At 70.9% G+C, this 25,823-nt stretch carries 27 protein-coding genes and 1 pseudogene; 10 read left to right on the top strand and 18 right to left on the bottom strand.

What is annotated here, in order from left to right; genetic code table 11:
- Nucleotides 1–44 precede the first annotated feature (44 nt).
- From ACLQ29_RS04560 to ACLQ29_RS04545, 4 genes are all read right to left on the bottom strand, one after another.
- Nucleotides 45–692 (bottom strand): nucleoside/nucleotide kinase family protein, encoded by a 648-nt coding sequence (locus tag ACLQ29_RS04560; protein ID WP_425770349.1) that lies wholly within the window; start codon nucleotides 690–692, stop codon nucleotides 45–47.
- Nucleotides 692–1,342 (bottom strand): SIMPL domain-containing protein, encoded by a 651-nt coding sequence (locus ACLQ29_RS04555; protein ID WP_393372113.1) that lies wholly within the window; start codon nucleotides 1,340–1,342, stop codon nucleotides 692–694. Before ACLQ29_RS04555 ends, ACLQ29_RS04560 begins: the two co-directional genes overlap by 1 nt.
- Before the next feature lie 10 nt (nucleotides 1,343–1,352).
- Nucleotides 1,353–2,366, bottom strand: coding sequence for a prephenate dehydrogenase (locus tag ACLQ29_RS04550; protein WP_425770348.1), 1,014 nt, complete (start codon nucleotides 2,364–2,366; stop codon nucleotides 1,353–1,355).
- Between the two features lie 94 nt (nucleotides 2,367–2,460).
- Nucleotides 2,461–3,450 (bottom strand): DUF4034 domain-containing protein, encoded by a 990-nt coding sequence (locus tag ACLQ29_RS04545; protein ID WP_425770347.1) that lies wholly within the window; start codon nucleotides 3,448–3,450, stop codon nucleotides 2,461–2,463.
- A 132-nt stretch (nucleotides 3,451–3,582) separates the two neighbouring features.
- Between ACLQ29_RS04545 and ACLQ29_RS04540 the strand changes: the two genes are divergently transcribed.
- Entirely contained in the window at nucleotides 3,583–5,424 is a 1,842-nt protein-coding gene (locus tag ACLQ29_RS04540; protein WP_425770346.1) for a M48 family metallopeptidase, read from the top strand.
- Nucleotides 5,425–5,471: 47 nt separating this feature from the next.
- Here the strand turns inward: ACLQ29_RS04540 and dapC are convergent, their stop codons facing one another.
- Together dapC and fdxA are read right to left on the bottom strand one after the other, a co-directional pair.
- Complete coding sequence (gene dapC / locus ACLQ29_RS04535) at nucleotides 5,472–6,581, bottom strand: succinyldiaminopimelate transaminase (RefSeq protein WP_393372431.1); 1,110 nt, start codon at nucleotides 6,579–6,581, stop codon at nucleotides 5,472–5,474.
- Nucleotides 6,578–6,904 carry a ferredoxin gene (fdxA, locus tag ACLQ29_RS04530; protein WP_091422126.1) on the bottom strand — a complete coding sequence of 109 codons (327 nt, stop codon included), beginning with the start codon at nucleotides 6,902–6,904 and terminating at the stop codon, nucleotides 6,578–6,580. Before fdxA ends, dapC begins: the two co-directional genes overlap by 4 nt.
- A gap of 238 nt (nucleotides 6,905–7,142) precedes the next feature.
- Between fdxA and ACLQ29_RS04525 the strand changes: the two genes are divergently transcribed.
- A complete protein-coding gene (locus ACLQ29_RS04525) occupies nucleotides 7,143–8,144 on the top strand; it encodes a GNAT family N-acetyltransferase (RefSeq protein WP_425770756.1) in 1,002 nt (333 codons plus the stop codon).
- 482 nt (nucleotides 8,145–8,626) lie between these two features.
- Here the strand turns inward: ACLQ29_RS04525 and ACLQ29_RS04520 are convergent, their stop codons facing one another.
- The 3 genes from ACLQ29_RS04520 to mshB form a co-directional block, all read right to left on the bottom strand.
- On the bottom strand, nucleotides 8,627–9,091 hold the full coding sequence (locus ACLQ29_RS04520; RefSeq protein WP_425770755.1) for a hypothetical protein: 465 nt from the start codon (nucleotides 9,089–9,091) through the stop codon (nucleotides 8,627–8,629).
- Nucleotides 9,092–9,156: 65 nt separating this feature from the next.
- Nucleotides 9,157–9,606: a hypothetical protein gene (locus ACLQ29_RS04515; RefSeq protein WP_425770345.1), complete on the bottom strand. Its 450-nt coding sequence runs from the start codon at nucleotides 9,604–9,606 to the stop codon at nucleotides 9,157–9,159.
- A gap of 14 nt (nucleotides 9,607–9,620) precedes the next feature.
- Nucleotides 9,621–10,574: an N-acetyl-1-D-myo-inositol-2-amino-2-deoxy-alpha-D-glucopyranoside deacetylase gene (gene mshB, locus ACLQ29_RS04510; RefSeq protein WP_425770343.1), complete on the bottom strand. Its 954-nt coding sequence runs from the start codon at nucleotides 10,572–10,574 to the stop codon at nucleotides 9,621–9,623.
- 86 nt (nucleotides 10,575–10,660) lie between these two features.
- Between mshB and ACLQ29_RS04505 the strand changes: the two genes are divergently transcribed.
- From ACLQ29_RS04505 to ACLQ29_RS04495, 3 genes are all read left to right on the top strand, one after another.
- Nucleotides 10,661–12,805 (top strand): prolyl oligopeptidase family serine peptidase, encoded by a 2,145-nt coding sequence (locus tag ACLQ29_RS04505; RefSeq protein WP_425770342.1) that lies wholly within the window; start codon nucleotides 10,661–10,663, stop codon nucleotides 12,803–12,805.
- A 51-nt stretch (nucleotides 12,806–12,856) separates the two neighbouring features.
- A complete protein-coding gene (locus ACLQ29_RS04500) occupies nucleotides 12,857–13,855 on the top strand; it encodes an alpha/beta fold hydrolase (RefSeq protein WP_425770341.1) in 999 nt (332 codons plus the stop codon).
- A gap of 90 nt (nucleotides 13,856–13,945) precedes the next feature.
- Nucleotides 13,946–14,158 (top strand): DUF1737 domain-containing protein, encoded by a 213-nt coding sequence (locus ACLQ29_RS04495; protein ID WP_425770340.1) that lies wholly within the window; start codon nucleotides 13,946–13,948, stop codon nucleotides 14,156–14,158.
- 23 nt (nucleotides 14,159–14,181) lie between these two features.
- Here the strand turns inward: ACLQ29_RS04495 and ACLQ29_RS04490 are convergent.
- Nucleotides 14,182–14,340: pseudogene (locus ACLQ29_RS04490) on the bottom strand (nuclear transport factor 2 family protein); the annotation flags it as partial.
- Nucleotides 14,341–14,363: 23 nt separating this feature from the next.
- Nucleotides 14,364–15,203, bottom strand: a complete 840-nt coding sequence (locus ACLQ29_RS04485; protein WP_425770339.1) for an NAD(P)H-binding protein — start codon at nucleotides 15,201–15,203, stop codon at nucleotides 14,364–14,366.
- Nucleotides 15,204–15,311: 108 nt separating this feature from the next.
- Between ACLQ29_RS04485 and ACLQ29_RS04480 the strand changes: the two genes are divergently transcribed.
- Nucleotides 15,312–15,698, top strand: a complete 387-nt coding sequence (locus ACLQ29_RS04480) for a winged helix-turn-helix transcriptional regulator (RefSeq protein ID WP_425770338.1) — start codon at nucleotides 15,312–15,314, stop codon at nucleotides 15,696–15,698.
- Here the strand turns inward: ACLQ29_RS04480 and ACLQ29_RS04475 are convergent.
- Complete coding sequence (locus tag ACLQ29_RS04475; protein ID WP_425770337.1) at nucleotides 15,676–16,848, bottom strand: helix-turn-helix domain-containing protein; 1,173 nt, start codon at nucleotides 16,846–16,848, stop codon at nucleotides 15,676–15,678. The two genes, ACLQ29_RS04480 and ACLQ29_RS04475, sit on opposite strands and share 23 nt — an antisense overlap.
- Nucleotides 16,838–17,002 carry a hypothetical protein gene (locus ACLQ29_RS04470; RefSeq protein ID WP_425770336.1) on the bottom strand — a complete coding sequence of 55 codons (165 nt, stop codon included), beginning with the start codon at nucleotides 17,000–17,002 and terminating at the stop codon, nucleotides 16,838–16,840. Before ACLQ29_RS04470 ends, ACLQ29_RS04475 begins: the two co-directional genes overlap by 11 nt.
- 152 nt (nucleotides 17,003–17,154) lie before the next feature.
- On the opposite strand from ACLQ29_RS04470, the gene ACLQ29_RS04465 reads away from it, so the two are divergent.
- From ACLQ29_RS04465 to ACLQ29_RS04455, 3 genes are all read left to right on the top strand, one after another.
- Entirely contained in the window at nucleotides 17,155–17,928 is a 774-nt protein-coding gene (locus ACLQ29_RS04465; RefSeq protein ID WP_425770335.1) for a helix-turn-helix domain-containing protein, read from the top strand.
- Nucleotides 17,929–18,023: 95 nt separating this feature from the next.
- Nucleotides 18,024–18,491: a nuclear transport factor 2 family protein gene (locus tag ACLQ29_RS04460; protein ID WP_425770333.1), complete on the top strand. Its 468-nt coding sequence runs from the start codon at nucleotides 18,024–18,026 to the stop codon at nucleotides 18,489–18,491.
- A gap of 232 nt (nucleotides 18,492–18,723) precedes the next feature.
- Nucleotides 18,724–19,611 (top strand): SMI1/KNR4 family protein, encoded by an 888-nt coding sequence (locus ACLQ29_RS04455; protein ID WP_425770332.1) that lies wholly within the window; start codon nucleotides 18,724–18,726, stop codon nucleotides 19,609–19,611.
- 100 nt (nucleotides 19,612–19,711) lie between these two features.
- On the opposite strand, the gene ACLQ29_RS04450 is transcribed toward ACLQ29_RS04455, so the two are convergent.
- The 5 genes from ACLQ29_RS04450 to ACLQ29_RS04430 all read right to left on the bottom strand — a co-directional run bounded on the left by ACLQ29_RS04450 (nucleotide 19,712) and on the right by ACLQ29_RS04430 (nucleotide 23,935).
- Nucleotides 19,712–20,251 (bottom strand): GNAT family N-acetyltransferase, encoded by a 540-nt coding sequence (locus ACLQ29_RS04450; RefSeq protein ID WP_425770331.1) that lies wholly within the window; start codon nucleotides 20,249–20,251, stop codon nucleotides 19,712–19,714.
- 49 nt (nucleotides 20,252–20,300) lie between these two features.
- Entirely contained in the window at nucleotides 20,301–21,473 is a 1,173-nt protein-coding gene (locus ACLQ29_RS04445) for a helix-turn-helix domain-containing protein (protein WP_425770330.1), read from the bottom strand.
- On the bottom strand, nucleotides 21,463–21,630 hold the full coding sequence (locus ACLQ29_RS04440; protein ID WP_425770329.1) for a hypothetical protein: 168 nt from the start codon (nucleotides 21,628–21,630) through the stop codon (nucleotides 21,463–21,465). Before ACLQ29_RS04440 ends, ACLQ29_RS04445 begins: the two co-directional genes overlap by 11 nt.
- A 138-nt stretch (nucleotides 21,631–21,768) precedes the next feature.
- Nucleotides 21,769–22,956 (bottom strand): helix-turn-helix domain-containing protein, encoded by a 1,188-nt coding sequence (locus ACLQ29_RS04435; RefSeq protein WP_425770754.1) that lies wholly within the window; start codon nucleotides 22,954–22,956, stop codon nucleotides 21,769–21,771.
- Between the two features lie 184 nt (nucleotides 22,957–23,140).
- Nucleotides 23,141–23,935 carry a hypothetical protein gene (locus ACLQ29_RS04430; protein ID WP_425770328.1) on the bottom strand — a complete coding sequence of 265 codons (795 nt, stop codon included), beginning with the start codon at nucleotides 23,933–23,935 and terminating at the stop codon, nucleotides 23,141–23,143.
- Between the two features lie 249 nt (nucleotides 23,936–24,184).
- Here ACLQ29_RS04430 and ACLQ29_RS04425 point away from each other — a divergent pair, with 249 nt between their 5' ends.
- Nucleotides 24,185–25,789, top strand: a complete 1,605-nt coding sequence (locus tag ACLQ29_RS04425) for a LamG domain-containing protein (RefSeq protein ID WP_425770327.1) — start codon at nucleotides 24,185–24,187, stop codon at nucleotides 25,787–25,789.
- Nucleotides 25,790–25,823: the final 34 nt, after the last annotated feature.

Here is a 25,823-nt window from a genome sequence, read left to right as displayed (position 1 = left end):
CGACGACTCGGACCGGCCGACCACGCCGCCCCCGGCCCGGCCGGTCAGACCGTCGGCGACTCGGACAGGCGGACCACCAGGTCGGCGCGGTCGGCGGACGGAGTGATCAGGGCCGCGTTGACCTCGTCACTGCCCAGCGCCCACTCGCGTGCCTGCTCCGGCGACCGCCCGAACGCCTCGTGGCGGGCGGTCAACCGACGCTGGCGCAGATCGGCGTCCAGATCGAGGAACCACGCCTCGTGCAGCAACGCGCGCACCTCCTGCCACGGAAAATCCGGCAGCAGCAGGTAGTTGCCCTCGGTCACCACGAGCCGGACCGACGGCGGCACCTCGATCGCCCCGGCCACCGGCTCCTCCAACTCCCGGCGGAACTCCGGCGCGTACACCGAGGTGGGCTCCAGCCGACGCAGCCGGCGCAGCAACGAGACGAACCCGTTGGCGTCGAAGGTGTCCGCCGCGCCCTTGCGGTCCGCGCGACCCAACCGGACCAGCTGGACCTGTGCCAGGTGGAAGCCGTCCATCGGCACCAGTCTGGCGGCCGACCCGACGGCGGCCACCACCTGCTCGGCAAGCGTCGACTTCCCCGCGCCCGGCGCGCCGGCGATGCCCAGCAGTTGCCGCGGGCCGGCCTCGGCCAGCGCCAGCGCGCGCCGCACCAACTCGTCGACCGACAGCACCCGAGCCGGTGGCATCAGTCGAGGACCGGCGTGCTGATCGTGAACCGCGCCTGCACGGCCGCCTGCACGGTCTGTGGCTGCGGGTCCAGCTCCAGCTCCGGCGGGCCGCCACCCGCGCCGCCACCCCCGGCGAATGACGCGCGGGCGAACATCGGCCGGTCACCCGGCCCGGCGTCGGCCAGCTCGAGCAACGAGGTGACCTGGGCACCGAGCGCCTCGGCGTACTCCCGGGCCCGGACCAGCGCGTCGCGGATCGCGGCGTGTCGGGCCTCGCGGTGCGCGGGGCTGTCCGGGCGAAGCTCCCACCAGGGCCCGGCCACCTCGACCTGATCCTGGTCGGCCAACCGGAGCATCAACTCGCCGAGGGCGGTGAAGTCGGTGACGGTGACCGTGGTGGTCACGCCGCCGTGCCAGGCGACCACCCGCTCGCCCGAGCGGCGGGTCTCCGGCCGCACCCGCAGATCGCCGGTCTCCCGCCGCGCCACCGCTGACCCGGAGCCGTCCAGCAGCACCCGGATGGCAGCGGCACGCTCGGCCAGCCGGGTCAGGGTGGTCTCCCGATCCCGGTCCCGCGCTGTCGCGGTGACCGCGAAGCGGGCCAGCTCGGGCGGCACCTCCCGGTACGCCTCGCCGCGTACCTGCACCACCGGACCGTCCGCCACCATGCCCCTCAGCCTAGTCAGCCATCGGCCGCCGCGCCGCGTAGGAGACGGTGTCGACGCCGACGTGCAGACCCAACAGGTGACCGCCGGCCACCCCCAGCTCGCGCAGCCAGGACACCTCCGCGGCGTGGTCACCGCCGAGCGGGAACTGCCCGTCGTACGCGTCGAACCGGCGTTCGCGCAGCGCCGCGCGGGCGGCACCTGCCTCGTCGTACCGTGCCGTGAGCGCCGGCGCGTCGCCGGCGCGCAGGGCGGCGGTCAGGTCGTCCAGGAACGCGGTGACCTCGGCCAGCTCGCGCAGCACCCGCTGCCGGTTGCCGAGCAGCATGTTGGCGGTCCGGCCGGCGGGAGTGCCGGCGACCCGGGTGCCGTCGGAGAAGCTGCCCGCGGCGAGCGCGAGTATCGCGTCGCGCAGCGGCGCGCGCTGCACGGCGCCGGCCAGCGCGCCGGCCAGCAGGTGCGGCACGTGGGACGCGAGCGCGGCGGCCGAGTCGTGTTCCGCCGCCGACATCGGCACCACCCGGGCCCCGAAGAGGTCCACAAGCAGCTCGGCCAGCCAGCGGAACGCGGCCGTGGCCTGCCCAGGAGCGGGACAGAGCACCCAGGCGGCGCCGCTGAGCAACTCCGGCCCGGCCGCCGGCAAGCCCGCCCGGTCGGTGCCGGCCATCGGGTGGCCGGGCACGAACCGGTGCGTCAGCCCGTGCGTGGCGGCGAACGCCGCCACCTCCTCCTTGGTGCTACCCACATCGGTCAGCACACAACGCTCACCGGTCATCGCGGCCACGTCGAGCAGCGTCGCCGGCAGGGTGGGCAGCGGACCGCAGAGGAAGACCACGTCCCGGTCGGCGACCGCCTCGACCAGCCGGTCCGGAGCGGGTACGCCCATCCGGCGGGCCTCCCGCCGGGTGTGCTCGTCGGGATCCCAGCCGGTCACGTCGACGCCTGCGGCGTGCAGTCGGAGCAGCACCGAGCCACCGATCAGGCCGGTGCCGACCACCGCCGCCCGCACACCGAGCCGGTCCACCATCCGCGCACCTCGACGTTCCTGCTGGGGTGTGGGGCCGACGCGGCCCCGACCAGGTCGGGCCGAGGATATCGTCCGGGACCGGCCCGGACTCCGGTCAGTCCTCGGCGGCGGTCGCGTCGTCGCGCCACGCGACGAACGGGATCGCCGGGTCGTTGTTGATGTACTGCCAGGGCCAGGAGGTCACCTGGTCGCCGATCACCTCGAACTGGCCGGCGGCGGAGCGCAGGTCCCCCACCTTCGAGAAGCCCATCGCGAAGGTGTTGTGCACGCTCGCCCAGCCCGGTCGACGCCGGTAGTCGGGGTGCCGTACCGAGTGGTCGGCGGCGGCGTTGAGCTCGGCGCGAATCGCGTCGTCGTCCAGATACTCGTCGTCCTCGCCGACGGGCAGGTCCAGCCACTGCTCCAGGTGCGCGACGACGACGAGGTGTCCGAGCGCCGAGCCGGCCGGCGACTTCGCCACCGCCTCCCGGGCGAACGCGAACATCTCCTCGTGGCTGCCGTACCACTTGCGGCAGCGGTACTGCAGCATCTGCTCGTGCGCGATCCGGTGCCACGGGTGCCGCGTGACCACCTCGCCGAAACGCCTGTTCGCCTCGTCGGTGTCCACCTGCCGGCCGCGTGCCGACATCACCAGGAAGGTACGCGCGGTGGTGTCGTCCGGATCGCGGTCGACCACCTCGTCCAGGCAGTTCTCGGCCAGCCGCAGCCGCCGCCAGAACTCCTTGAACTGATCCTGACTCACCTGCGACGCCCGCCCGCTGGTGCGGGCCTCCCAGGCCCAGTAGATCGCGCGCGCCCCGCGCACCAGCACCGGCAGCGTCGAACGGGGTTCGGCCTCGATCCATTCACCGATCCAGTCCTGCACGCCGTCGGAGTGGGCGACCGCCGTGACGTAGAAGGCGTGGTCGTCGGGGTCGATCACCGGGGTGAGCAGATCACGGATGGCGGCCCAGTCCCGCCGTTCGGCGGCCTCCCGCAACGCCCGTGCGGTCGGGTCTCGCTCGGTCGGGTCCACGGTCAACGTGGGCACCGCCATCCGCCTGTTGCTGCGCCGGAACGGCCACATGACGCGTTGTCCTCTCACCCCGTGACGATCCGCAAGATCGTAAATCTTGGCGAGGCCGCCCGGAAGGGGGTTGCCCGCCTCAGATCAGCGTCGTACGGTCCGCTCCGCCGCCCGCCATATCGACGCGGGCTTCAGCGGGAAGGAAACCCAATGTCCGCGACATACCGGGCGCTCGCCTCGGTGGTCATGTTGATTGGCTTCTACGTCGTCGCGCTCCTCCAGCTCGCCGCCGTCGTCGCGCTCGGGGTCTGGCTGTTCGACCACACGAACGGGATCATCGCCGGGAAGCTGATGCTGCCCCTGGTCATCGCGCTGGGCGCGGTGGCCGTCGGGCTGTGGCGCGCGATCCGTACCAAGAACGAGCCAGAACCCGGCCTGGTCCTCACCGAGCAGGAGGCACCGGGCCTCTGGGCCACCGTGCGCGAGCTGGCCAGCGCGGTGGGGACCCGTGCCCCGGACGAGATCCGGCTGGTGCCCGAGGTGAACGCGGCCGTCGCCGAGCAGAGCCGACTGCTCGGCCTGGTCGGCGGACGGCGCACCCTGTATGTCGGCCTGCCGCTGCTCCAGGCGATGCGGACGGACCAGCTGCGTTCGGTCCTCGCACACGAGCTGGGCCACTACTCCGGCAAGCACACCCGCCTCGGCGGGGTGGCGTACCGAGGGCGGCTGGCCATCGCGGAGACGCTGGACCGGATCAGCCCGCGTAACCCGATCGGTTGGGTCTTCAAGGGCTACTCGAAGCTCTACCTGATGGTCGACAACGCCGCGTCACGACGGCAGGAGTTGGAGGCCGACCGTTCCTCCGTGCTGCTGGCCGGACACGAGGCCGCAGCCTCCGCGCTGCGTACCCTGCCGGCGCTCGGCGCGGCCTGGGGCTTCTTCATGCGTCGGTACGTCGAGCCGGGCTGGTCCGCGGAGCTGGCGCCGGACGACCTCTTCGGCGGCTTCGGCCGACTGCTGCACGCACGACGGGACGAGATCGCCGAGCTACGGGAGAGCGCCCCCGAACGGGATCCGTCGCCGTGGGACACCCACCCGCCGATCGGCGTCCGGGTCGCCGCGATGGCGGCCCTGCCGACCGGGACCGTCGCACCTGACGAACGGCCCGCCGCGCTGCTGCTCGCCGACATCGACGCCGCCGGACGGCAGTTGCAGGCGATCGTGGTCAACCACGGCAACCGCAGGGCGCTGCCCTGGACGCAGTTCACCGCCGCGTCCGTCGCGGCCGGTGTGCAACAGCAGGCGGACGGCGTCTACCGGGCGGCCGGGCGGTTCACGGGCGTTTCCCAGCCGGGGCTCGGCACTGTGCTGGACCTGGTGCGGGCCGGCCGGCTGGGTGAGTTCGCCGAGCAGTTCTTCGACGACGCCACCCGCAAGGAGGCCGCCGCCCGATTCGCCGGGCCGATGGAGACGTTGCTCGACAACGCGGCCGTCCGCTCCGGTCAGGCCCACTGGCAGCTCTCCTGGTCCGGCCCGGCGCAGCTCGTCGGCCCGGAGGCGCAGCCGTGGGACCTCGCCGAGATCGCCAAGTTGGCCGTCGCGCCCCAGACCCTGGACGTGGCACTGGCCCGCCTGGCCGAGCTGGGCATCGACCCCTCCGGCGCGACAGTCGTGCAGGACCGGGTCTCCGGTCGGAACGCCGACCTGATCGGCGCGCTGGCCAACATCAAGATCGACGGTACGGAGCACGACGTGCTCATCCTCGACCGGGGACTGGTCCTGATCGTCAACCCGGGTAAGGCCAGCCAGGGCGAGAAGCGGCTACGCGCGCTCGTCGGCTCGGTGTCGATGGCGGAGCTGACCGCCGGGCACACGTTCCTGCCCTACGAGGAGATCGTCTCCGTGGACGTCAAGCGGGAGGTGCCGCTGAAGGCGGAGATCACCCTGCACGACGGGCGGGTCATCGCCATGCAGGAGCTGATGGCGAGCGAACTGCTGGAGAAGCAGAGCCGGAACACGCTGCTGCGGGTGTTCCGCCAGATCACCGACTGACACCGTCCGGGCGGTCGGGCCACCGGCTCGACCGCCCGGACGTGCGGTCAGTCCCGCGCGAGGCGCGCCGCGACGCCGGCGATGTGCTCGTCGGACTCGGTGAGCGCCGCCCGTACGTGTTGTTGACCGCCGGGACCGTAGAAGGCGCCGGCGGCGACCAGGATGCCGCGCCGCGCCAACCAGTCGACGGTCTGCCAGCAGTCCTCACCTCGGGTGAGCCAGAGGTAGAGGCCCGCCTCGGAGTGCTCGACGGTGAACCCGGCACCTGTGAACGCGGCGGCCAGCACCTCCCGGCGGGCGCGGTAGCGCTCCCGCTGCTCCTCGGCGTGTCGCTCGTCCTCCAGTGCCGCCACCATGGCCGCCTGCACCGGCGCGGGCACGATCATGCCCGCGTGCTTGCGCACCTTGAGCAGCTCGGCGACGAGCGCCGGGTCACCGGCGACGAACCCGGCCCGGTAGCCGGCGAGATTGGATCGCTTGGACAGCGAGTGCACGGCGAGGATCCCGGCATAGCTGCCACCGCTGACCTGCGGCGACAGCACCGAAACCGGCTCGGCAGACCAGCCGAGTGGCAGATAGCACTCGTCGCTGGCGACCACCGCGCCGCGTTCCCGAGCCCAGTCGACCACCTTGCGCAGGTGCGCCGCGGGCAGCACCCGGCCGGTCGGGTTGCCGGGCGAGTTGACCCAGACCAACCGGACCCGCGAGGTCGGCCCGACCGCGGTGAGCGAGTCGGCGCGGACGACAGTCGCGCCGGCCAACCGGGCGCCGTCCTCGTAGGTGGGGTACGCGATCGACGGCACCACCACCACGTCACCCGGGCCGATGCCGAGCAGGGTCGGCAGCCAGGCGACCAGCTCCTTCGAGCCGATCGTCGGCAGCACGCCGAGACCGTCGACCCCGGCGCCACAGGCCCGGGACACCCACGCCGCGATCGCGGCCCGCAACGCGGGGGTGCCGGCGGTCAGCGGGTAACCGGGAGCATCGGACGCGTCAGCCAACGCCCGCCGGATCACCTCGGGCACCGGGTCGACAGGCGTACCCATGGAGAGGTTGATCAGGCCCTCCGGATGCGCCGCGGCCAGGGTGGCCGCGGCGTCCAGGGTGTCCCAGGTGAACTCGGGCAGCCGCGACGAGACCGGCGCGGGCCGGTTCAGTGGCCCTCGCCGCGCGGCGGCTGCGCGGCGACGAAGGTGGCGTCCTTCTCCACCTTGCCGATCTTCGAGGCACCGCCGGGCGAGCCCAGCTCCTCGAAGAACTCGTAGTTGGCGCCGGTGTAGTCCTTCCACTGCTCCGGCACGTCGTCTTCGTAGAAGATCGCCTCCACCGGGCAGACAGGCTCACAGGCACCACAGTCGACGCACTCGTCGGGGTGGATATAGAGCATCCGGTTGCCCTCGTAAATGCAGTCGACCGGGCACTCCTCGATGCATGCCTTGTCGAGCACATCCACGCACGGCTCGGCGATGATGTAGGTCACCGGTCTTCTCCTCCGCAAGACACGCCGCGATCACCCGCGACGGTAAGAGCCTAGTATCTCGCCGGGGAGGGGGTCGATCGTGCTCCGACAGCAGGATGTGGGACACCGAATCGTAGTTCGCCGGATTGTGGGGATTCGGGAGGGCCGCCCGCTCTTCTCCGACGCTCTCGGCGAGCTGGTCGAGCTGAGCGAGACTCATCTCACGCTCTCCACCGCACAGGGCCACCTACGCGTACCGGTGGCGCAGGTCCACCGCGCCAAGCGGGTGCCACCCACCCGCCGGCCAACCGCCGCGGCGGTCGTGGCGTTGGAACGGGCCGCCGACGAGGCCTGGCCGGCACTCACACGGGGCCATCTCGGCGACTGGCTGCTCCGCTCGGCGGAAGGCTGGAGCGGGCGGGCCAACTCGGCGCTGCCGATCGGCGACCCCGACCGACCGCTGCCCGCCGCCGTGGACGCGGTCGAACGCTGGTACGCCGAACAGGGCCAGCCTCCGATCATCAACACGCCCCTGCCACTCGCCGCCCCGGTCGGCGCCGAGTTGGACGCCCGCGGCTGGGCCGCCCGTCCGCCGGTCCTGGTGCAGACCACACCGCTCCCGCTACGACCGCCAACGACCCACGGAGCCACGCCGACCAGCACCGCTCCGGTTACCCAATCAACCACCACCGACCAGGCCGGCGCGACTACCGACGGACAGACCGGCGCGGCTGCTGCCGTCGACGGACAGGCCGGCGCGGGTGCCGCCGTCGACGGACAGGCCGGCGCGGGTGCCGCCGTCGACGGACAGGCCGGCGCGGGTGCCGCCGTCGACGGACAGACCGGCGCGTGGAGCAATGCGGTCGTTGAGCTGGCCGGCGCGCCGAGCGCCGGGTGGCTGGCCGTCGCCGCCGGCCGCAAGGGCGGCCTGCCGGAGGCCGCCCGGCACGTGCTCACCGCCGTGGACCAGGTCCGTTTCGCCCACGTGTACGTCGACGGCACGCTAGTGGCGATCGGCCGGGGCACGGTGACCGGTCAGGGGCGCTGGCTGGGCCTCAGCCTCATCGAGGTGTTACCGGCGGCTCGCCGTCAAGGGCTGGCCAGCCGGGTGATCAACGAGCTGGCCGACTGGGGCGTGTCCACTGGCGCGACGCACGCGTTCCTCCAGGTCGAGCAACACAACACGGCGGCGGTGGCGCTCTACCAGCGACTCGGCTTCAGCACGCACCACACCTACCTGACCCGAGTCGCCCCACACTGACCCAAACCGCCAGAAGGGGCAAACCCACCCACCCACGACGCCCACCCGGCCACCCGGCCACCCGGCCACCCGGCCACCCGGCCACCCGGCCACCCGGCCACCCGGCCACCCGGCCACGACGATCATGAGGTTATTGCCATCCGGCACGGCGTGTCGCGCCGCTAACTCCATGATCACCGGGACCGAGGTTGTGCATGGCGAATCAGCACGCAGGGCAATTGGCACGCGCGGTGAGCCGGGCATCGTGATCGACTCGACTTCCGGGAAGTCGCGGCATCCGACTGCGCAGGACGGCCCGACTTCACGAAATCCGAGTTGATCAGCAGGAAATCGGGGTATCCGCACGCCCGGGACAGCCCGACTTCATGGGATCCGAGTTGATCAAGGCGCGAGCCTGACACCGCGAACCCGACAGCGCGAGCCCGACACCGCGAACCCGACACCGCGAGCCCGACCGCGCAGGCGGGTCAGCGCGAGCGGGGTTAGCGGCGGACGACGCGGCGGGGTTTGGCGGCTTTGACCTCGGCGTACCGCTTGAGCTGCCACGAGCGGTAGTCACGCCCCAGCGCGGTGAGCACCAGGTAGCCGATCAGCACTCCGGCGCCGGAGGCGAGCAGGTACAGCCAGAGCTGGGCGAAGAACGTCGGCGCGCCGCCAGCGAACGGGTTGTGGCCGATCAGCAGCGGCCCGACCAGGACGGTCAACATCATCGCGGCCAGCACCACGAGGGCCATGTCGGCTGCCCAGTCCGCCAGTGGCCGGCGACGACCCCAGCGGAAGGCGACCACGGCCAGGGTCAGCCCGATCACCGCGAACATCGCCAACGACACTCGGTCGGCGGCGGTGTCGTCCTCCTCGAAGCCGAACCGGATGATCAACCGGGCAACCACGTTGACCGCGAACAACGCTGCCACGAGCACCGCGATGTCACGCCACCGTCTGTCCATCACCGGACCTCCTGCCGTACGCCCCGTCGCGGGGCTCACATCCCTGGCTGGAATATCTACCACCCTTACCTGGGTGGCGTCATCAGCCCGAGCGTGGCCGGCGGAGCGAGGATCTGTCGGAAGCCCATCACCGCGAAGGTCATCGCACCGGCCACGATCATGGCCAGGCCGACCCAGTTGTCGCCGGCCAGCAACAGGTCACCCTCGTTGGTACGGATCGCAGCCACCGCCATCAGCGCGAACCATGGCACCGCAGGCAGCGCCACCGCCCATCTGCGGCCGACCGCCTCGTGAGCGAACCAGCTCAGCACGATGTTCGCACCGACGGCGAGGAGCGCCGAGACACCGATCAGCTGCCCGCCGACGCGGACCGTGGCGAGCAGCAATTCCAGCACCCCGCTCAGCACTCCGGCGACCACCACGACGATCGCGCCGGCCAGCCGCAGGCCCAGGTCGAGCAGTCGCGGCGGTGGCCCCGCCGGGGGCGGGGCATCCTGGTCGTCAAGAACCGTCATCGACGCGGGCAGGGTCACCGAAGACCCGCCGCCGCGACCGAGGACCGGTCCGGCGCGGCCCCGACCGACGACCCGTCCGAAGCACTCTCCTCGGGGAGCCCGGCGAAGAGGTCGTCCTCCCAGCCGTACCGTCCGGTGCCCGGGCCCTTCTCGCCGACCGCGAGGGTGAAGAACTCCACGCCCATGAACTCGCCGCCGAAGTTGCCGGCGATCGAGTAGAGCCAGGAGGTGGCCGGGATCTGGGTGGCGTGCGCCCGCATCGCGGCTTCCTTGGCCGTGTGCTGGTCGGTGCCGTCGACCCGGGCGGCGATCTGGGCGTCCGGGGTGCCGAAGGGCAGGTCGGCGATGTCGGCGATGCCGCCGAACGGGTTGTCGGAGGACTCGGCGAAGTGCGCCATGCCGGCCTCCAGGACGCTGAGCGGCAAGGCGGTCCAGTAGACCTTCAGCGGGGCGCAGCCCTCGGCGGCGGCCAGCTCGACAGCGCGCATCGCGACCCGGTGGGCCTGGATGTGGTCGGGGTGGCCGTAGAAGCCGTTCGGGTCGTACGTGATCAGCACCTGCGGGCGTACCTCCCGCATGATCTCCACCAGGTGCCCGGCGGCCTCGTCGAGGTCGGCCTGCCAGAAGGCGCGGGGGTGGTCGTTGGTGGCGAGCCCCATCATCCCCGAGTCGCGGTAGCGGCCGGCCCCGCCCAGGAAGCGGTGGTCGCTGACGCCGAGCGCGGCGCACGCGGCGGCCAGCTCGGCGATCCGGTACCCGCCGAGTTGGTCGGCCTCGGCGGCGGCGAGCTGGGCCAGCGCCGGTACGTGGATCTCGCCCTCCTCACCGAGGGTGCAGGTCACAAGCGTGACGTGGGCCCCGTCGGCGGCGTAGTGGGCCATCGTCGAGCCGGTGCCGATCGACTCGTCGTCGGGGTGCGCGTGGACCAGCAGCAGGCGGCGGTCGGGCAGCATCGTCACGACGGTCACTCTAACCGGCGGTCAGGTCCCGCTGGCGCTGACGCGTCCGCCCAGGTCGGCCACATCACCCCCCGTACCGCTCTACGATTTGGTCTGTGGACTTTCCGGAGCTGGCCGCCCGCACCCGCCGGTTCAGCCACGGCGCGCCGCGCGCTGTCTCCGTGGCCGACGACGGCTCCCGGGTGATCTTTCTGCGCTCGGCCGGGCCGGAGGATCCGGCGGACGCGCTCTGGCTGTTGGACGTGGCCACCGCCGAGGAGCGCCTGGTCGCGGACCCGGCGACCCTGCTGGGCGAGGGCGGGGACGTGCGGTCCCTCTCCCCCGGCGAGCGCGCGCTGCGTGAGCGGTTACGGCTCAGCGCCGCCGGCATCGGCTCGTACGCGCTGGACGCCGCCGGGCGGATCGCGGTGTTCGCGCTGGCCGGGCGGTTGTTCCGGGCCGATCTGGTGCACGGCGACGTGGTGGAGGTGGCCACCGTCGGCCCGGTGCTGGACCCACGTCCGGACCCGACCGGGCAGCGGCTGGCGTACGTGACCGACGCGGGCGAGGGCGTGCGTCGGGGCGAGCTGCGGGTGATCGAGGCCGACGGCGCCGACACCCTGCTGGCCGGCGAGGACGCCGGGGTGAGCTGGGGGCTGGCCGAACACATCGCGGCGGAGGAGTTCGGCAGGTTCCGGGGCTACTGGTGGGCGCCGGACGGGCGCTCGGTGCTCGCCGCCCGGGTCGACGAGTCCCGCCTGGACCGCTGGCACCTGCACGACCCGGCCGAGCCGGCCAGTCCGCCGACCGCCGTGGCGTATCCCCGGGCTGGTGGGCCGAACGCGGAGGTCAGCCTGCACCTGCTGGACCTCGACGACGGCTGGGTCGACGTGCACTGGGACCGGGAGACCTACCCGTACCTGACCGCGGTGAGCTGGGTCGAGGGCAGCCCGCTGATCACCGTTCTGCGCCGCTCGCAGCAGCACGGGCTGGTGCTCGCGGTGGACCCCCGCACGGGTGAGACGCAGGTGCACGCGGAGCTGGCCGACCCGCGCTGGGTCGAGCCGATCGCCGGCACCCCGGCGCACCTGCCGGACGGCCGGGTGCTGGTCGGCGGGGAGCTGGCACACGACGGGTACGACGCGCGGTGCCTGTTCGCGGACGGCACCCTGCTCACTCCGCCGTCGCTGTACGTACGGCGGGTCGTGGGTCGACTGTCGGCCAGTTCCGGTCCGGCCGACCTGCTTGTCGAGGCCAGCGACGGTGAACCGAGCGAGCGGCACCTGTTCCGGGTCCGCACCACAATCGGTGGTGGGGTGGACGCCCGCCGGATCACCACCGACTCGGGTTGGCACACCGCCGCCGTGGGCGGCGACGTGTTGGCCGTCGGGGTCGCGTCACTGGATCACGCGGGGGTGCGGTGGACGGTGCGGCGCGGCGACCAGGAGCTGGCCGAGTTGCGGTCGCTGGCCGCGACCCCTCCGTACTCTCCGCTGCCGTTGCTGGAGCGGGTGACCGATCGGCGGCTGCCGGCGGCGGTGCTCTACCCGGACCACCACGTGACGGGCCGGCGGCTGCCGGTGCTGCTGGACATCTACGGCGGGCCCGGGCACCAGGAGGTCGTGGCGGCGCGGGCGGCCTGGTTGGAACGGCAGTGGTGGGCCGATGCCGGGTTCGCGGTGGTCACCATCGACAACCGGGGTACGCCGGGAGTGGCACCGTCGTTCGAGAAGGCGATCCACCGGCGGATGGCCGACGTGACCCTGACCGACCAGATCGACGCCCTGACCGCGCTCGCCGGCAAGCACCCCGACCTGGACATGGGGCGGGTGGGGATTCGTGGCTGGTCGTTCGGCGGGTGGCTGGCCGGGTTGGCGGTGTTGCGCCACCCGGAGCTGTTCCGGTGCGGGATCGCGGGCGCGCCGGTGACCGACTGGACGCTGTACGACACCGCGTACACCGAGCGTTATCTGGGGTTGCCGGAGGACGGCATGGACGTCTACGCGCACCACTCACTTGTCGAGTTGGCCGCCGAGCCGGTCACCGGCCCCGACCAGGCCCGCCCGTTGCTGCTGGTGCACGGCCTGGCCGACGACAACGTGGTGGCCGCGCACACGCTCCGGCTCTCCGCGGCCCTGCTGAGCACCGGCCGCCCGCACGCGGTCCTGCCGCTGACCGGCGCCACCCACATGGCCGCGAACGGCACCGCCGAGCGACTGCTCCCCCTGGAACTCGACTTCCTCCGTACCCATCTGCTGTGAAACCCCTTTTGGATAAGTGATTTCGGCACGTCGAGCGCTCTGTCGCATGCCATGCTGACCGAAGCGGGACCCGGCACAGAGATCGCCAAGGGCGGCACCGCTTTCCCTTCATTCCGAAAGGACTCCACAATGGTGGGCATTGCGCAAAAACCCTCGGTCGCCGCCGTGCAGGAAGGCGAGTTTCCGGTCACGCACTTTCGGACGACGACAGTGAACGGGATCGACATCTTCTATCGGGAGGCCGGACCGGCCGACGGCCCGGCGGTCCTGCTGCTGCACGGATTTCCCACGGCGTCCTCGCAGTTTCGCCACCTGATCCCCCTGCTCGCCGACCGGTACCGGGTGATCGCCCCGGATTTCCCGGGTTTCGGCCACAGCGCCAGCCCGGACCGGTCGTCGTTCGACTACACGTTCGCCAACTTCGCCGATCTGATGCATGGTCTGCTCGGCCAGCTCGGCGTGGATCGTTACGCGCTCTACTGCTTCGACTACGGGGCGCCGACCGCCTACCGGATGGCGCTCAAGGGCCCCGAACGGGTCAGCGCGCTCATCGTGCAGAACGGCAACGCGTACGAGGAGGGCCTGAGTGCGTTCTGGGATCCGATCAAGGCCTACTGGGCGGAGAAGACGGACGAGCGCCGCCAGGCCATCGCGTTCATCCTCAGCTCCGACACGGTCAAGCAGCAGTACACGGCGGGGGTGCAGGACCTCAGTCGGCTCGACCCCGACCGGTGGGCCCACGACGACATGCAGCTCGCTCGCCCCGGCAACGCGGACATCCAGCTGGATCTGTTCTACGACTACGGCAGCAACGTCACGTTGTACCCGGAATTCCATGCCTTCTTCCGCGACCACCAGCCGCCGACGCTGATCGTCTGGGGCCAGAACGATCCGGTCTTCCCGGCCGCTGGCGCCCACCCCTATCGCAAGGACCTGCCGTCGGCCGAGTTCCACCTGCTCGACACCGGCCACTTCCTGCTGGAAGACAAGCTCGACGTCGCCGCGCCGATGATCCACGACTTCCTGGACCGCTCCATCGGCCGTTCCTGAGCGCGGGGACGGCTCGGCCACGTAGCCACCCGGGTTCTGCCGGGGCTGCACGATGAGAAGTGACGTCACCCGGGCGGGGACAATGCGGCAATGTCAGATCTTACGAAGCCCCTCGGCTACCGCCTGATCACCGGACCCGATGATGCCGAATTCTGTGCCCGCGTCAGCGCGCTTCTCGATCAGGGCTATCGGCTGCACGGTTCACCGGCGCTGACCTTCGACGGCGAACGCGTCATCGCCGCGCAAGCGGTGGTGCTGCCGCACCCCGTCGATCCCGAGGCGGCCACGGACGACGCCAGGTAGGGACGCGGTAGCACCAGTCACGGTCACCAACGCTCGACGAGGTGTTCCCGACCCTGCGGCGGATCGTACGGTTCGGGCCAGTAGTCGATGATCTTGTTGATCAGCCCCTGCTCGGACATCTCGAGCCAGACGCACCCGTCCTGTTGCTCGTCGCCGACGCGGACGTCGAGCAACAGGGCGGCGGATGGTGCAGGGGCCTGTCGCATCAGCGGAAGGAATCGATGTTGCGCGCGGCCCAGGCGGCGAAGGGGCGTGGCGGTCGGCCCAGGACCTCCGACACGTCCGGGCTGATCCGCTGCTCCCGTGCGGTCGGCGCGCCGATGATCGCCAGCGTTCCCTCGACCACCGGTGGTGGCATGAACCGCTGCAGCTGTTCGCGAGTCTCGTCGGGCGTCTGCTCGACGAAGCTGATCGGTTCGCCGAGCGCGGTGGCGAGATCGGCAACCCGTGCACGTGGCGTGCTCAGCGCCGGACCGGTCAGCTCATACGTGCGACCGACGTGGGTGCGATCGCGGAGGGCGACAGCCGCCACCTCGGCGATGTCGTCCGGGTCGATCACCGGCAGGCCGACCTCGCCGAACGGTGCGGCCACCGTCCGTCCATTGCAGACCTGATCGGCCCAACCGAGGGCGTTGGAGGCGAAGCCGCCGGGGCGCAGGATCGTCCAGTCGAGGCCGGACCGGCGTACCTCCTCCTCGATGGCATGTAGGGGCGCGTGCGACACCGTCCCGGGCCTGGTGCCGACCGCTTGCGACGATTGCAGCACGATGCGCTTCACGCCGGCGTCCGTGGCGACCCGCAGGATCTCGGGCACGTCGAGATGCGCCCCGGCGCCCTCCACGAGCAGGAACAACGCCTCGGCGCCAGCGAGCGCCGGCCGCAGGCTCTCCGGCCGCTCCAGGTCCGCGCGATGGTGGCGAACCCCGTCCGGTACGACGACCGGGCGTCGCGCACGGGACACCGCCGTCGCCGCGGCACCCGACGCGGCGAGGATGGACAAGAGCGTCCGACCGACATTCCCGGTCGCACCTGTCACGACGAACATGTCTGAACCTCCAAGTCGACCGCGCCGTCCACGCGGTTGGAGGAGACGTTAGTAGCGTCGATATAGTAGGTACCTAGAGGATAGTAATGGCTCCATGACGGAGGTCACATGCAACGGTCAGCCAACCCCGAGCTGGCCTGCCCGGTCGCGCCGGTCGTCGACATCGTGTTCAGCCGATGGACCACACCCATTCTGTGGGCCCTGCACGAGTACGGGCGGCAGCGATTCGTGGAGCTGGAGCGCCGACTGGCGAGCATCACACCGAAGGTGCTCACGCAGCGGCTGCGCCAACTCGAACGCGACGGGCTGGTGGCACGCACCTACTACGCCGAGGTGCCGCCCCGGGTCGAATACGAGATCACCGAGCTGGGCGCCAGCCTCGGTCCGCTCTTCGCGCACCTGACCACCTGGGCCGACGCCCACCTCGGCGAGGTGGAGAGCGCACGGCACGCCTACGACGCCGACCCCCTACTCACAGCACCCCGAGGCCGATAGCGAGTTGAGTGATCATCGGTGGGGCGTCCGGATCTCTGGCGACCTGGGCGACCACGTCCCGGGCGGCCGGCCGATAGCGGATCTCGGCGGGCGCGATGCTGTCGACCCGCAACAGGACCCGGGCCGCGTTGGTGGGGTCGTCCGCCTGGAGGTAGCCGCGCGCCGCGTCGACCAGGTGCGCGGCCCGGTGCTCGATCGGCAGCCACCGCCACCCGTCCCGCCCGGTCGCCTCCTCGTGCCGCGCGACCGCCTGCGGCCCGTCGCCCAACTCCACGGCGGCCGTGACCCGGGCCAGCTCGACGGCCGTCGGCCCGAACGCCGTCCAGCAACGATCATGTCCGTCGCCCACCCGAGCGGCCAGCTCGCCGGCCTCGTCCAGCAGGTCACCGGCTGCCCGGTCGTCAGCCGCCCGGGCCGCGATCAGAGCGGCCTGCACCAGCAGCGATCCCCGCAGCGACATCCCATCCGGCGTGCCATCGGCGATCTGGGAAGCGGCGGCGAGCAGCACCGGTCCCGCCCGAGCTGATGCCCGCAGCGCCTGACCGAGCTGCACCGCCGCGCAGCCCAGCAACACCCGGTCACCGGCGGCGGCCGACATCGCCCGGTCAGCGGCCAACCACGCGAGGCTCCCCTCACCCAGTTTGACCAGCAGCGCCGCCGTCACCCGATACACCTCCACCACCGCTGCCCGCCGGACCTCCGGGTCCTGCACGTGGGCGCGGTGCGCCTCCGTCACCACCGTGGGCAGCAACTCGACCAGACGCGGATACCGGGCATGCTGGTAGGTCATCCACACCTGCCGCACCTCCCGCGCCAACCGATCGACGGACATCACCTCCCGGCCCGCCCGGCGACCAAAAGCCATCGGGTACGCGGACAGCGCCACCCGAATCCGCGCGACGCCCTCGCGATGCTCGGCCACCCCAGTGGGCTGCACATCACGACCGAGCAGCGCCGCGACGTCGACCCGCAGCACCGCCGCGACATCCCGGATGGTCGACACCCGCTCCAGGGACCGGACCCCACGCTCGACCTTGTCCACCCAGCTCTTCGACTTCCCCAACCGATCCGCGAACGACTGCTGCGACAGCCTCCGCCGCACCCGCAGGTACGCGACCCGCCGGCCGATGGGCACCGGATCACGGCTCACCACGCCACCGCCGATCCGGCACGACCCGAGTCGTCTCCTCCACCGGGATCCGCTCCGCCTCGGCCTGCGCGAGCAACCGACGTTTGGCCGCTTCCTGCTCGACGGCGTCGATCCGCTCGCCCGTGTTGGGCGGCTCGTCGTCGGACTTCGGCATCATCACCTCCACTGCTGGGCGCATCGGCAGGCTCAGCCGTCGCGTGCCATCCACAATGACGCCGGGTCGTCGCCGGGCGCGACGGCACAGAGCGCGACATCTCGGGCTCCTTCATGGCGACATTTAGGCGACACGGCGCTATTGTGGCAAACATGAATGCCCCGAACACCGCCCTGCGCGCGGTCCGCACCGGGATGCGCATGAGCCAGGACGACTTTGCCCGCGCGCTCCAGGCCGCCGGCCGCCGCGTCGGCGAGCCGAACGACGCCAACAAGAGGCTCGTGCAGCGCTGGGAGTCGGGCGCTATCGCAGCACCGCGGCCCGTGTATGCCCGCGCCCTGGAGGTCGTCACCGGCCTCCCGGTCTCGCTACTCGGTTTCGCCGCGATACCCAATGGCGAGGTCGTCGATGACCAACACGGTGGCCACGACCTGACCTCGCCCATGTCCAACCTGGCCACACCAACGCCCAAGCCATTCGCGGTCCACGGGTCGTACGAGGGCGTCTGGCTCAGCCGCTACCAATTTCACTCGAGTGGCCGGGGAAAATCATTCGCCGGGCAGCACTTCGTAGTTGTACTTCAGCACGGCGACAGACTGACCGTGCGCAGCCTGCCCGGCTCGGCGGCATCGTCACTGGCAATGGATCTCACGGTGGACGGTGCCGTGGTCACCGGAACCTGGGTGGAGCAGACCGATCCTGCCGGCTACTACCGGGGAGCCCGGTACCACGGTGCAATCCAACTACTGGTGGAGCCCACCGGCCGGCGGATGGCCGGGAAATGGGTCGGGTTCGGCAAGGACATGGACGTCAACACTGGGCCGTGGGAACTGACCTTCCGGGATGCTTCCACGTCCAAGGCGACGCTCGACCGGTACAACACGTCGCCCGACGAGAGCGCTTCGGGGCAGTCAAGTCGGGGCTGAGGTCGGTAGGGTGCCGCCGATGGGGTGCCGGCCATTCCCGATGCAGGCCCCGGCATGCCCCAAAGTGCCATCGACCGATTCGAAGGATGTTCGGCATGACTAGCCCACGCGAAACCTTCCTCCGTCTGGTCAACGGCGTCTGCGACGGTCCGTACGAAGACTTGGCCGACCTGTACGCCGAACAAACCCACGTCACGCACCCGTTCCACCCGCTCAACCCGGCACCGCTGCTCAGCCGCGGTGAGCTGCACGAACACTTCACCTCGCCACCTCCGGTCGGCCGGACACTGAACCGTAAGCCGGTCGACGTGACGATTCATGAAACCGCCGACCCGGAGGTGATCGTCGCCGAGTTCGCCTATCAGGGGCGAGTCGACGAGACAGGCGAGGCGTTCACGGTGCCGTGTGTCTTCGTGATGCGTATCCGCGACGGGCTCATCATCGAGTCCCGCGACTACATCGACCACCTCTCCAGCGCGCGGGCCTGGGGTCAACTCGACAGTCTGCTGACCGCGCTTCGTCCGCAGCAGAGCACCACCATGGAAAGCGCAGCCCAGCCCTGATTCACCTCCGACGGCCTGCGCACGGATCTGCCACAATTCCCTGAAGCCGCTGGCGGGTGTCCGCCGCTCGCGCGGGTCGTCCGCTGTCGAGTCACGCGCCGGTACACCACGCGGAATGCTGCCGCCTCCGCCGTCCTGGTGTGCTGGACCTCCCGGAGCACTTCCCACGCCCGCCACCGGTCGAGGACATCGATGGTGGTGTCCAGCCGGCGGGTCGTGCACCATATCGCCTGTGCGGATCGAGCGTCTGAGCTTCTTCGTCAAGTCTGTCCGGGCGGTCCCAGCAGGCTGGCGCCTGGAGGGTGAGCCGGGATATCACCGACGGCACTGGGCGCGTCCCGGAGACCGCTTCGACCGTGCCTGCGGGGAACACGGCGGCCACGAGCGGAACGTGGACCTGGCCGTGGTGGAGCTCAGCGAATCTCACGCGATCGTCACCGGTTCCGGTGGTGACCAACTCCGACCTGACGACATCCTCTCCGGAGAACGCCCAGCTGAGCATGACGCACCCGAGCCGTCGACAGATCGCCGCACCGGGGTGGACCTGACCGAAACCCTGGCCGGGCTTCTGGGCTTACCGGCACCCGAAGGTGCCCCCACAGGCCGCTCCAACTGGTCAGCCGTCGAGTCCGAGCTGGGTGTCACTCTTCCCAGGGACTACAAGAGGTTCACCGACACTTACGGCGCCGGCCTCATCGACGATCACGTCACCGTGTGCGGCCCCGATGAACCACGCGACTGGGCAGATCTGGTGCAGCACAACGCCTGGGCTCACGAGTGCGTCCGCGTGGACTTCGGAGGTCCCGACAATGCCTCCGGCGCCTGGCGCCTGGGCGACTCGTCGCAGTGGGATCCACAGCGCGATGACGTCCCATCCTGGTTCGACCCCGGCGACAACCTCATCTCCTGGGGACACACCGGCAACGGCGATCTGCTCTTCTGGCACGTCAAGCCTGGCGCGGATCCCAACGACTGGCCGGTGGTGTTCAAGGAGGAAGGGCCGTATTGGGAGCAGTACCAGGCCAGCTTCTCCGCAGCCCTCGTCGGCTTACTGACGGGTGAGATTCAGTCCGACTACCTGAGCCGGTGGCTCGGAGGACCGCACTCCTACACGTCCTGAAGCGACCCACTTCGTCGCACAACGCTTCCGGATCGGCCGGCACCCCGACGTGCCTCGGACGCCTGGGCCACCCGATCACGACTGGACGGCTTCGGCCCGGCTACGGCTTCCAGTCGCGCCGGAGCAGACCGTAGATCACCATGTCCTTGAAGCCGTCGCCGTCGTACTCGCGCTCCCGCTGGGTGCCTTCGTGCGTGAAGCCGCAGGTCTCCGCGGTCCGCCGCATGGCGGTGTTGCTCGCCAGCGTCTCCAGTTCCAGACGGCGGAGGTTGCGGTTGCGGAAGCCGTACCGGCAGAGCAGCCGGATCACGTCCGCCCCGTACCCCTGGCCACGTGCCTCGGCCACCAGCGAGATGCCGAGGTGGCCGTACTGATTGAACGGGTTGATCCCCCACAGCGCACCGCCACCGAGGAATGTGCCGTCGGCCGTGGTTTCGGCAAGCAGCGCCACCGGGGCCTCGCCGTCGGGCGGCTCGGTGACCTGTTTCTCCAGTCGCGCCCGGACCTGGCCGAGGTGGCGCGGCAGGAACGGCTCGCCGTCGGTGATCAGGTGCAACTCGGGATCGCCGTACAGACGGAACATGTTCGGCGCGTCGTCTGGCGTGGGCGGGCGCAGTCGGACCCGGTCGGTGGCGAACATGCCGCGACGCTAACAGCCGGCCAGGAGATCCACGACCCGGTATTCCTGCTCACAGCACCCCGAGGCCGATGGCGAGTTGGGTGATCATCGGCGGGGCGTCCGAGTCGCGGGCGACCTGGGCGACCACGTCCCGGGCGGCTGGCCGGTGGCGGATCTCGGCGGGCGCGATGCTCTCGGCCCGCAACAGGACCCGGGCAGCGTTGGCGGGGTCGTCCGTCTGGAGGTAGGCACGTGCCGCGTCGATCAGATGCGCGGCCCGGTGCTCGATCGGCAGCCATCGCCACCCGTCCCGCCCGATCGCCTCCTCGTGCCGGGCGACCGCCTGCGGCCCGTCGCCCAACTCCACGGCGGCCGTGACCCGGGCCAGCTCGACGGCCGTCGGCCCAAACGCCGTCCAGCAACGATCATGTCCGTCGCCCACCCGAGCGGCCAGCACGGCAGCCTCGTCCAGCAGCTCACCGGCCGCCCGGTCGTCACCCGCCCTGGCCGCGATCAGGGCGGCCTGCACCAGCAGCGACCCGCGCAGCGACGCTTCCTCAGGCGTACCAGGGGCGATCTGGTCCGCGGCGGCCAGCAGCACCGGCCTGGCCCGCGCCGACGCCCGCAGCGCCTGACCGAGCTGCACCGCCGCGCAGCCCAGCAACATCCGGTCGCCGGCGGCGGCCGACATCGCCCGGTCGGCGGCCAACCAGGCCAGGCTCCCCTCGCCCAGCTTGACCAGCAACGCCGCCGTCACCCGATACACCTCCACCACCGCCACCCGTCCGGCCATCGGGTCCTGAATGTGGGCGCGGTACACCTCGGTCGCCACCGCGGGCAGCAGCTCGACCAGACGCGGATACCGGGCGTACTGATAGGTCATCCACACCTGCCGCACCTCCCCAGCCAGCCGATCGGGCGACAGCACCTCCCGGTCCGTCGGGTAACCAAAAGCCATTGGGTACGCCGACAGTGCCGCCCGAATTCGCGCCACGCCCTCGTGAGACTCGGCCACCCCAGCGGGCTGCACATCACGACCGAGCAGCGACGCGACGTCGACCCGCAACACCGCCGCGACATCCCGGATCGTCGACACCCGCTCCAGGGACCGGACCCCACGCTCGACCTTGTCCACCCAGCTCTTCGACTTCCCCAACCGATCCGCGAACGACTGCTGCGACAGCCTCCGCCGCACCCGCAGGTACGCGACCCGCCGACCGATCGGCACGGGATCACGGCTCACCACGCCACCGCCGATCCGGCACCGCCCGAGTCGTCTCCTCCACCGGGATCCGTTCCGCCTCGGCCTGCGCGAGCAACCGACGTTTGGCCTCTTCCCGTTCATCGGCGTCGACTTGCTCGCCCCTGTTGGGCGTACCGGGATCGTCCTTGCCGCTCATACCCACCTCCGCTGGCAGAGGGCGGGTGGTCTCGCTTTGGCGACGTGTTCGTGCTGATCCCCGCCCTCACGCACAGCATCGGGTGAACAGGCGGTGACAGAAAGCTAAAAGGTGTCCGCTGGTGGCGCGTGCCGTCCGCTATCGAGTCGTGGGCCGGTACGCCTCGTACACCTCACGGAACGCTGCCGCTTCCGCCGTTCCGGTGTGTTCGACCTCCCGGAGCACCTCCCGCGCCCGCCACCAGTTCGAGGACACCACCCGCCCCGACCGGACCGCGTCGGCGGCCACGACGCCGGCCTCATCCGGCTGGTCGGCAGCCAACAGCGCCATGGCGAGATCGAGACGGGCGGAAGCAGAGCGCCGTGGCCGTTCCCCGCCATCGCCGCGCGGGTCCAACTCCGCCAAGACGGTCCGGGCGACCTGCTCGGCGGCCGGGTCGCCCGCCCACGACAGCGTGGTCGCCGTGTACGCCAACCCCTTCGTCGGGTCGTACCGGTAGTGGTGCTCGGCCCGCTCCGGCACCGGCAGGTTCGCCGTCAACCGGTCCAAACGATCCAGCGCCTCACGTGTCCGCCGCACGTCAGCCAACCGTGCCCACACCCGCGCCTCCTGGGCGGTCGCCTGGATGTACGCCGAGCTACCCCGAGGAGCCACCCGCTGCGCCTGCCGCGACAGCTCCATCGCCCGCCGGTAGTCGCCCTGGGTGAGCGAGTCCCACGCCTGCGTCTCCAGACACCACGCCTGAATCTCCTGATGCTCAGCATGCTCGGCAAGAGCCATTGCCGTACGCAGATGAGCGCCCGCCGCAGGCTGTTGAAGCAGATCAATGTGGACCGTCGCCCGCAGCACCGTCAGCCAACCACCGGCGACGACGAGCCGTCGGCGCTGCGCAAGTGTCCCGCGACCGTCGAGCAGCCGCCCCACATAGGCCAACTGGCGACGCACCAGCGGCAGCAGGTCAACCGGCCGCATGAGCGCGTACGCGCTTGCCAGGTCGTCCACACCTGCCTCGATCCGAGCGAGCGTGTCGGCGCTGACATCGCTGAGCCGCACCCGAGCCAGCAACTCCCCGGCCTCGGTGTCGTGGTCGACGGGCTCGTCCACCAGGCGGGCGAGCGTCCCGCCGGCCCGCAGCACGTCGTCGAGGTGCCTCGCCGTCTCCGGGGTGGGGGCCTTCGCACCGGTCTCCAGATCGTGCAGGTGGCTCTTAGCCCGGTGGGCGAGCTGACCCAGTGCCCGCAACGACAGCCCACGTTCGGCCCGAAGCGCACGTAGTTGGCTACCGAAGCGCGGATCGACATGCGACACGACAACGCCCCCAGACAGCGGCCAGGACGGATATCTCGTTCGCCCACCTGTGCACAGTGGGCGTGACAATCCAGCGGCACCCAGCGTGACACTGCGGCAACACGACGTTAGCGTAGCGAACATGGAGGCCCCGATCATCGGCCCGCGCGCAGTCCGCACTGGGATGCGTACCAGCCAGGGCGTCGTCACCGGCCTGCCGGTCTCACTGCTCGGCTTCGCCGCGATACCCGATGGCTACCTGGAGATCCACGGCCGGGTATACCTCGTCGCGCAGGGCGCGGAGGGTGGAGGCGAGCCGGGTCGCGAGAGCCGCGTCGGTGAGCGTGACTTCCGCGATCAGCGCGGCCGTGGCCGCGGTGAGGGCACGGGTCAGCTCGGCCTCGTCGAGCGCGCGTACCAGAGTGGTGTTCAGCGACGCGCTCACCTCCGCGGGCAGCAGGTGGGCGCCCTTCGCGTGGCTCGTGGGGTGACCGAGGCGCAGGCAGGCCAGGGCGAGAACCTGGCCACGTAGGGCGCTGATCCACTGCTCGGCCTGCCACCAGCGGTGTCGCTGGATGCACACCCACGCGTGCAGGGCATGGTGCCATCCCAATCCGACCAGAGTCCGTCGAGAGGGGGACGGGTCGTCCTTCGCCCCGGCGGGATGCCCGAAGACGGTACGCCAGTTCGGACCGTGCGGCCCGAACGCGGCTGCCGGGGTGAACCCGATGTCCACTTCGAGCAGGTCGGGGAGTAGGAACACCCGATATACCGCCGGACCGGACGGTAGGTCCCAGTGGTGAACGGCGGCGAAGTCGCGGTAGAGCAGCTCGGTCCAGCGGCTCATCGCGGGATCCAGCGGTCCTTCGATGCCGAACGCCAGGTCGATGTCCGACCATCGGTCGCCACCGTTACGGGCGTGGGATCCGGTGATGGCGGCCCCGACGACGGCGGGGTCTTCTGCGGCCAAGCCGAGCAACCGCTCTCGGATCGAGTCACGCTCGCCAGCGGAGAACACCGCGCCACCCTATCGCCCCGGCCTCAGCGCCCCGTTCAGCGAAGACAGAAGGGGCCCCTCCCGACGACGCTGTCGGGCGCTGGCACCTGACACGACGAACATCCCGGTGGTGTCCATCCAGGCCGGTACTCAGTGAACGATCTTGGGATAGCGGCACCGTCATCGTCCTGTGACACTGTCCCGACGACCAGGCGAGGTGCTGTGATTTCCTCGCCGGTCCCGTCTGACAGTTCCCACGCGGAAGGTTCGATGATCATCAAAAGCCTCTCGACAGGCCCGGCCCGGGGATCCGCCCGTAAGGCCGCGCTGCGCCTAGCCGTGGTGTGCGTCGCCGCATCGCTACCCCTTGCCGGTGCCACCGCGGCGAACGCGAAGCCACGTCCTTCCACCGCCGTCAACCTGCCCCGCGGGGCGACCGCGATGTGGGGACTGGAGGCGTTTCCGGGAATTAGCCAGGCACAGGGGCTGGCCGACCAGCAGCCCGCACTCGGCGGCGATACCCCGTTGGTCGGCTCTGACATCTCCTGGCAGGACGACGCCCTGATGGTCGGCGGCCAAGCGGTGGCCTTCGACGGGACATCGTCGTATCTGTCCGCGTCGCCATCGGCCCTGAACACGGCCGGCACCTTCTCTCTCGCCGCCTGGGTGCGGCTCACCGACACGTCTGCCAGCCGGGTTTTCGCCAGCAAGGCCGGCGCCGCCGGCCGGGCTTCCCTCTCGGTCGGCTACGACAGGGCCAGCAACCGGTGGCAGGTCCAGATGCCATCGAAGATCGGCAAGGGCGCGAAGTGGTCGGTCGCCCGTTCGACGTCGGCACCGCAGATCGGACTCTGGACGCACCTGGCGGTCGTGCACGACGCGACCGCACGGAGTGTCACCATCTTCGTGAACGGAGTCGCCGAGGCGACGGCGGGCAAGGTGGCAGCGGTCAACGATCCGTCCGGGGCGGTCCGGCTGGGCCGTGGTGACACCACCTGGTGGCAGGGCAACCTGGCCAGTGTCCACGTGTACGACCGGGTGTTGGTCGACCAGGACTTCACCGGCTGGCTGGCCTCCGATCCAGCGTCCGGCGGCTTCAATATGCCAGGCCTGCTGGCTGCTCGGCGAGTCGGTGACTGGAACTTCGAGGGTGCGGTCCTGTGCTACGAGGAAAACCTCGGCCCGGACCTCTGTTCGGCACCGGACGCAAGCATCTTCGACCGCCAGCTCACCCTCACCAAGGGCACCGATGTCCTGTACGACTCGCGTCGGGGAAGCAACACCCTGGCACTTGACGACACCCACTGGATCGACGACCCCTCGGATCCGCACTACGGCGAGGCGACCCGGGAGTACGCCCGCAGTCAGACAAACGTGGGCGATCGGGGGAACCCGGTGTGGCAAGACGGACCGGTCCTCCGCACGGACCAATCGTTCACCGTGTCGACCTGGGTGCGGCTCGACCCGGCGAAGGGCGCGCAGACCGTCATGTCGCAGGACGACGGGGACCGCAGCGCCTTCCGGCTGGCGTACGAGCCGGACAACGGCGGCCAGTGGGAGTTCGCAGTCGCCGCCGGGGCCGACGCCACCACCTACGCGACCGCGCCCGCGACCGCCGTCGACGGCTGGCACCACCTCGTCGCCGCCGTCGACGCCACGCACCGGCAGGCCCGGCTCTACGTGGACGGATCGCTCGCCGCGGCGGTCGGACTCAACGAGGCCTGGCAGCCTCGACAGGCAAGTGGCTCCCTGCTCGTCGGCCGTTCGACCACCCCCGAAGGACCGGCCGAATGGCTCTACGGGCGGGTCGATGACGTCGTTGCGTTCCAGGGTCTGCTGAGCGATGCGGAAATGCAGTACATCTTCGACAGGTAGCAGCACCAGACCTCGAACGAAGTGTCGGGCCTGG

The sequence above is a fragment of the Micromonospora sp. DT228 genome (assembly GCF_049841595.1).
GTDB lineage: Bacteria > Actinomycetota > Actinomycetes > Mycobacteriales > Micromonosporaceae > Micromonospora.
The sequence above is the reverse complement of the archived record's forward strand: the minus strand, read 5'-3'. Positions and strand labels throughout refer to the sequence as shown.

Excerpts from the sequence above, each read along its gene's own strand:
- ACLQ29_RS04560 (WP_425770349.1), bottom strand. The coding sequence starts at position 692 with ATGCCACCGGCTCGGGTGCTGTCGGTCGACGAGTTGGTGCGGCGCGCG.
- ACLQ29_RS04555 (WP_393372113.1), bottom strand. The coding sequence starts at position 1,342 with ATGGTGGCGGACGGTCCGGTGGTGCAGGTACGCGGCGAGGCGTACCGG.
- ACLQ29_RS04550 (WP_425770348.1), bottom strand. The coding sequence starts at position 2,366 with ATGGTGGACCGGCTCGGTGTGCGGGCGGCGGTGGTCGGCACCGGCCTG.
- ACLQ29_RS04540 (WP_425770346.1), top strand. The coding sequence starts at position 3,583 with ATGTCCGCGACATACCGGGCGCTCGCCTCGGTGGTCATGTTGATTGGC.
- ACLQ29_RS04520 (WP_425770755.1), bottom strand. The coding sequence starts at position 9,091 with ATGGACAGACGGTGGCGTGACATCGCGGTGCTCGTGGCAGCGTTGTTC.
- ACLQ29_RS04515 (WP_425770345.1), bottom strand. The coding sequence starts at position 9,606 with ATGACGGTTCTTGACGACCAGGATGCCCCGCCCCCGGCGGGGCCACCG.
- ACLQ29_RS04500 (WP_425770341.1), top strand. The coding sequence starts at position 12,857 with ATGCTGACCGAAGCGGGACCCGGCACAGAGATCGCCAAGGGCGGCACC.
- ACLQ29_RS04495 (WP_425770340.1), top strand. The coding sequence starts at position 13,946 with ATGTCAGATCTTACGAAGCCCCTCGGCTACCGCCTGATCACCGGACCC.
- ACLQ29_RS04485 (WP_425770339.1), bottom strand. The coding sequence starts at position 15,203 with ATGTTCGTCGTGACAGGTGCGACCGGGAATGTCGGTCGGACGCTCTTG.
- ACLQ29_RS04480 (WP_425770338.1), top strand. The coding sequence starts at position 15,312 with ATGCAACGGTCAGCCAACCCCGAGCTGGCCTGCCCGGTCGCGCCGGTC.
- ACLQ29_RS04470 (WP_425770336.1), bottom strand. The coding sequence starts at position 17,002 with ATGCCGAAGTCCGACGACGAGCCGCCCAACACGGGCGAGCGGATCGAC.
- ACLQ29_RS04465 (WP_425770335.1), top strand. The coding sequence starts at position 17,155 with ATGAATGCCCCGAACACCGCCCTGCGCGCGGTCCGCACCGGGATGCGC.
- ACLQ29_RS04460 (WP_425770333.1), top strand. The coding sequence starts at position 18,024 with ATGACTAGCCCACGCGAAACCTTCCTCCGTCTGGTCAACGGCGTCTGC.
- ACLQ29_RS04450 (WP_425770331.1), bottom strand. The coding sequence starts at position 20,251 with ATGTTCGCCACCGACCGGGTCCGACTGCGCCCGCCCACGCCAGACGAC.
- ACLQ29_RS04440 (WP_425770329.1), bottom strand. The coding sequence starts at position 21,630 with ATGAGCGGCAAGGACGATCCCGGTACGCCCAACAGGGGCGAGCAAGTC.
- ACLQ29_RS04425 (WP_425770327.1), top strand. The coding sequence starts at position 24,185 with ATGATCATCAAAAGCCTCTCGACAGGCCCGGCCCGGGGATCCGCCCGT.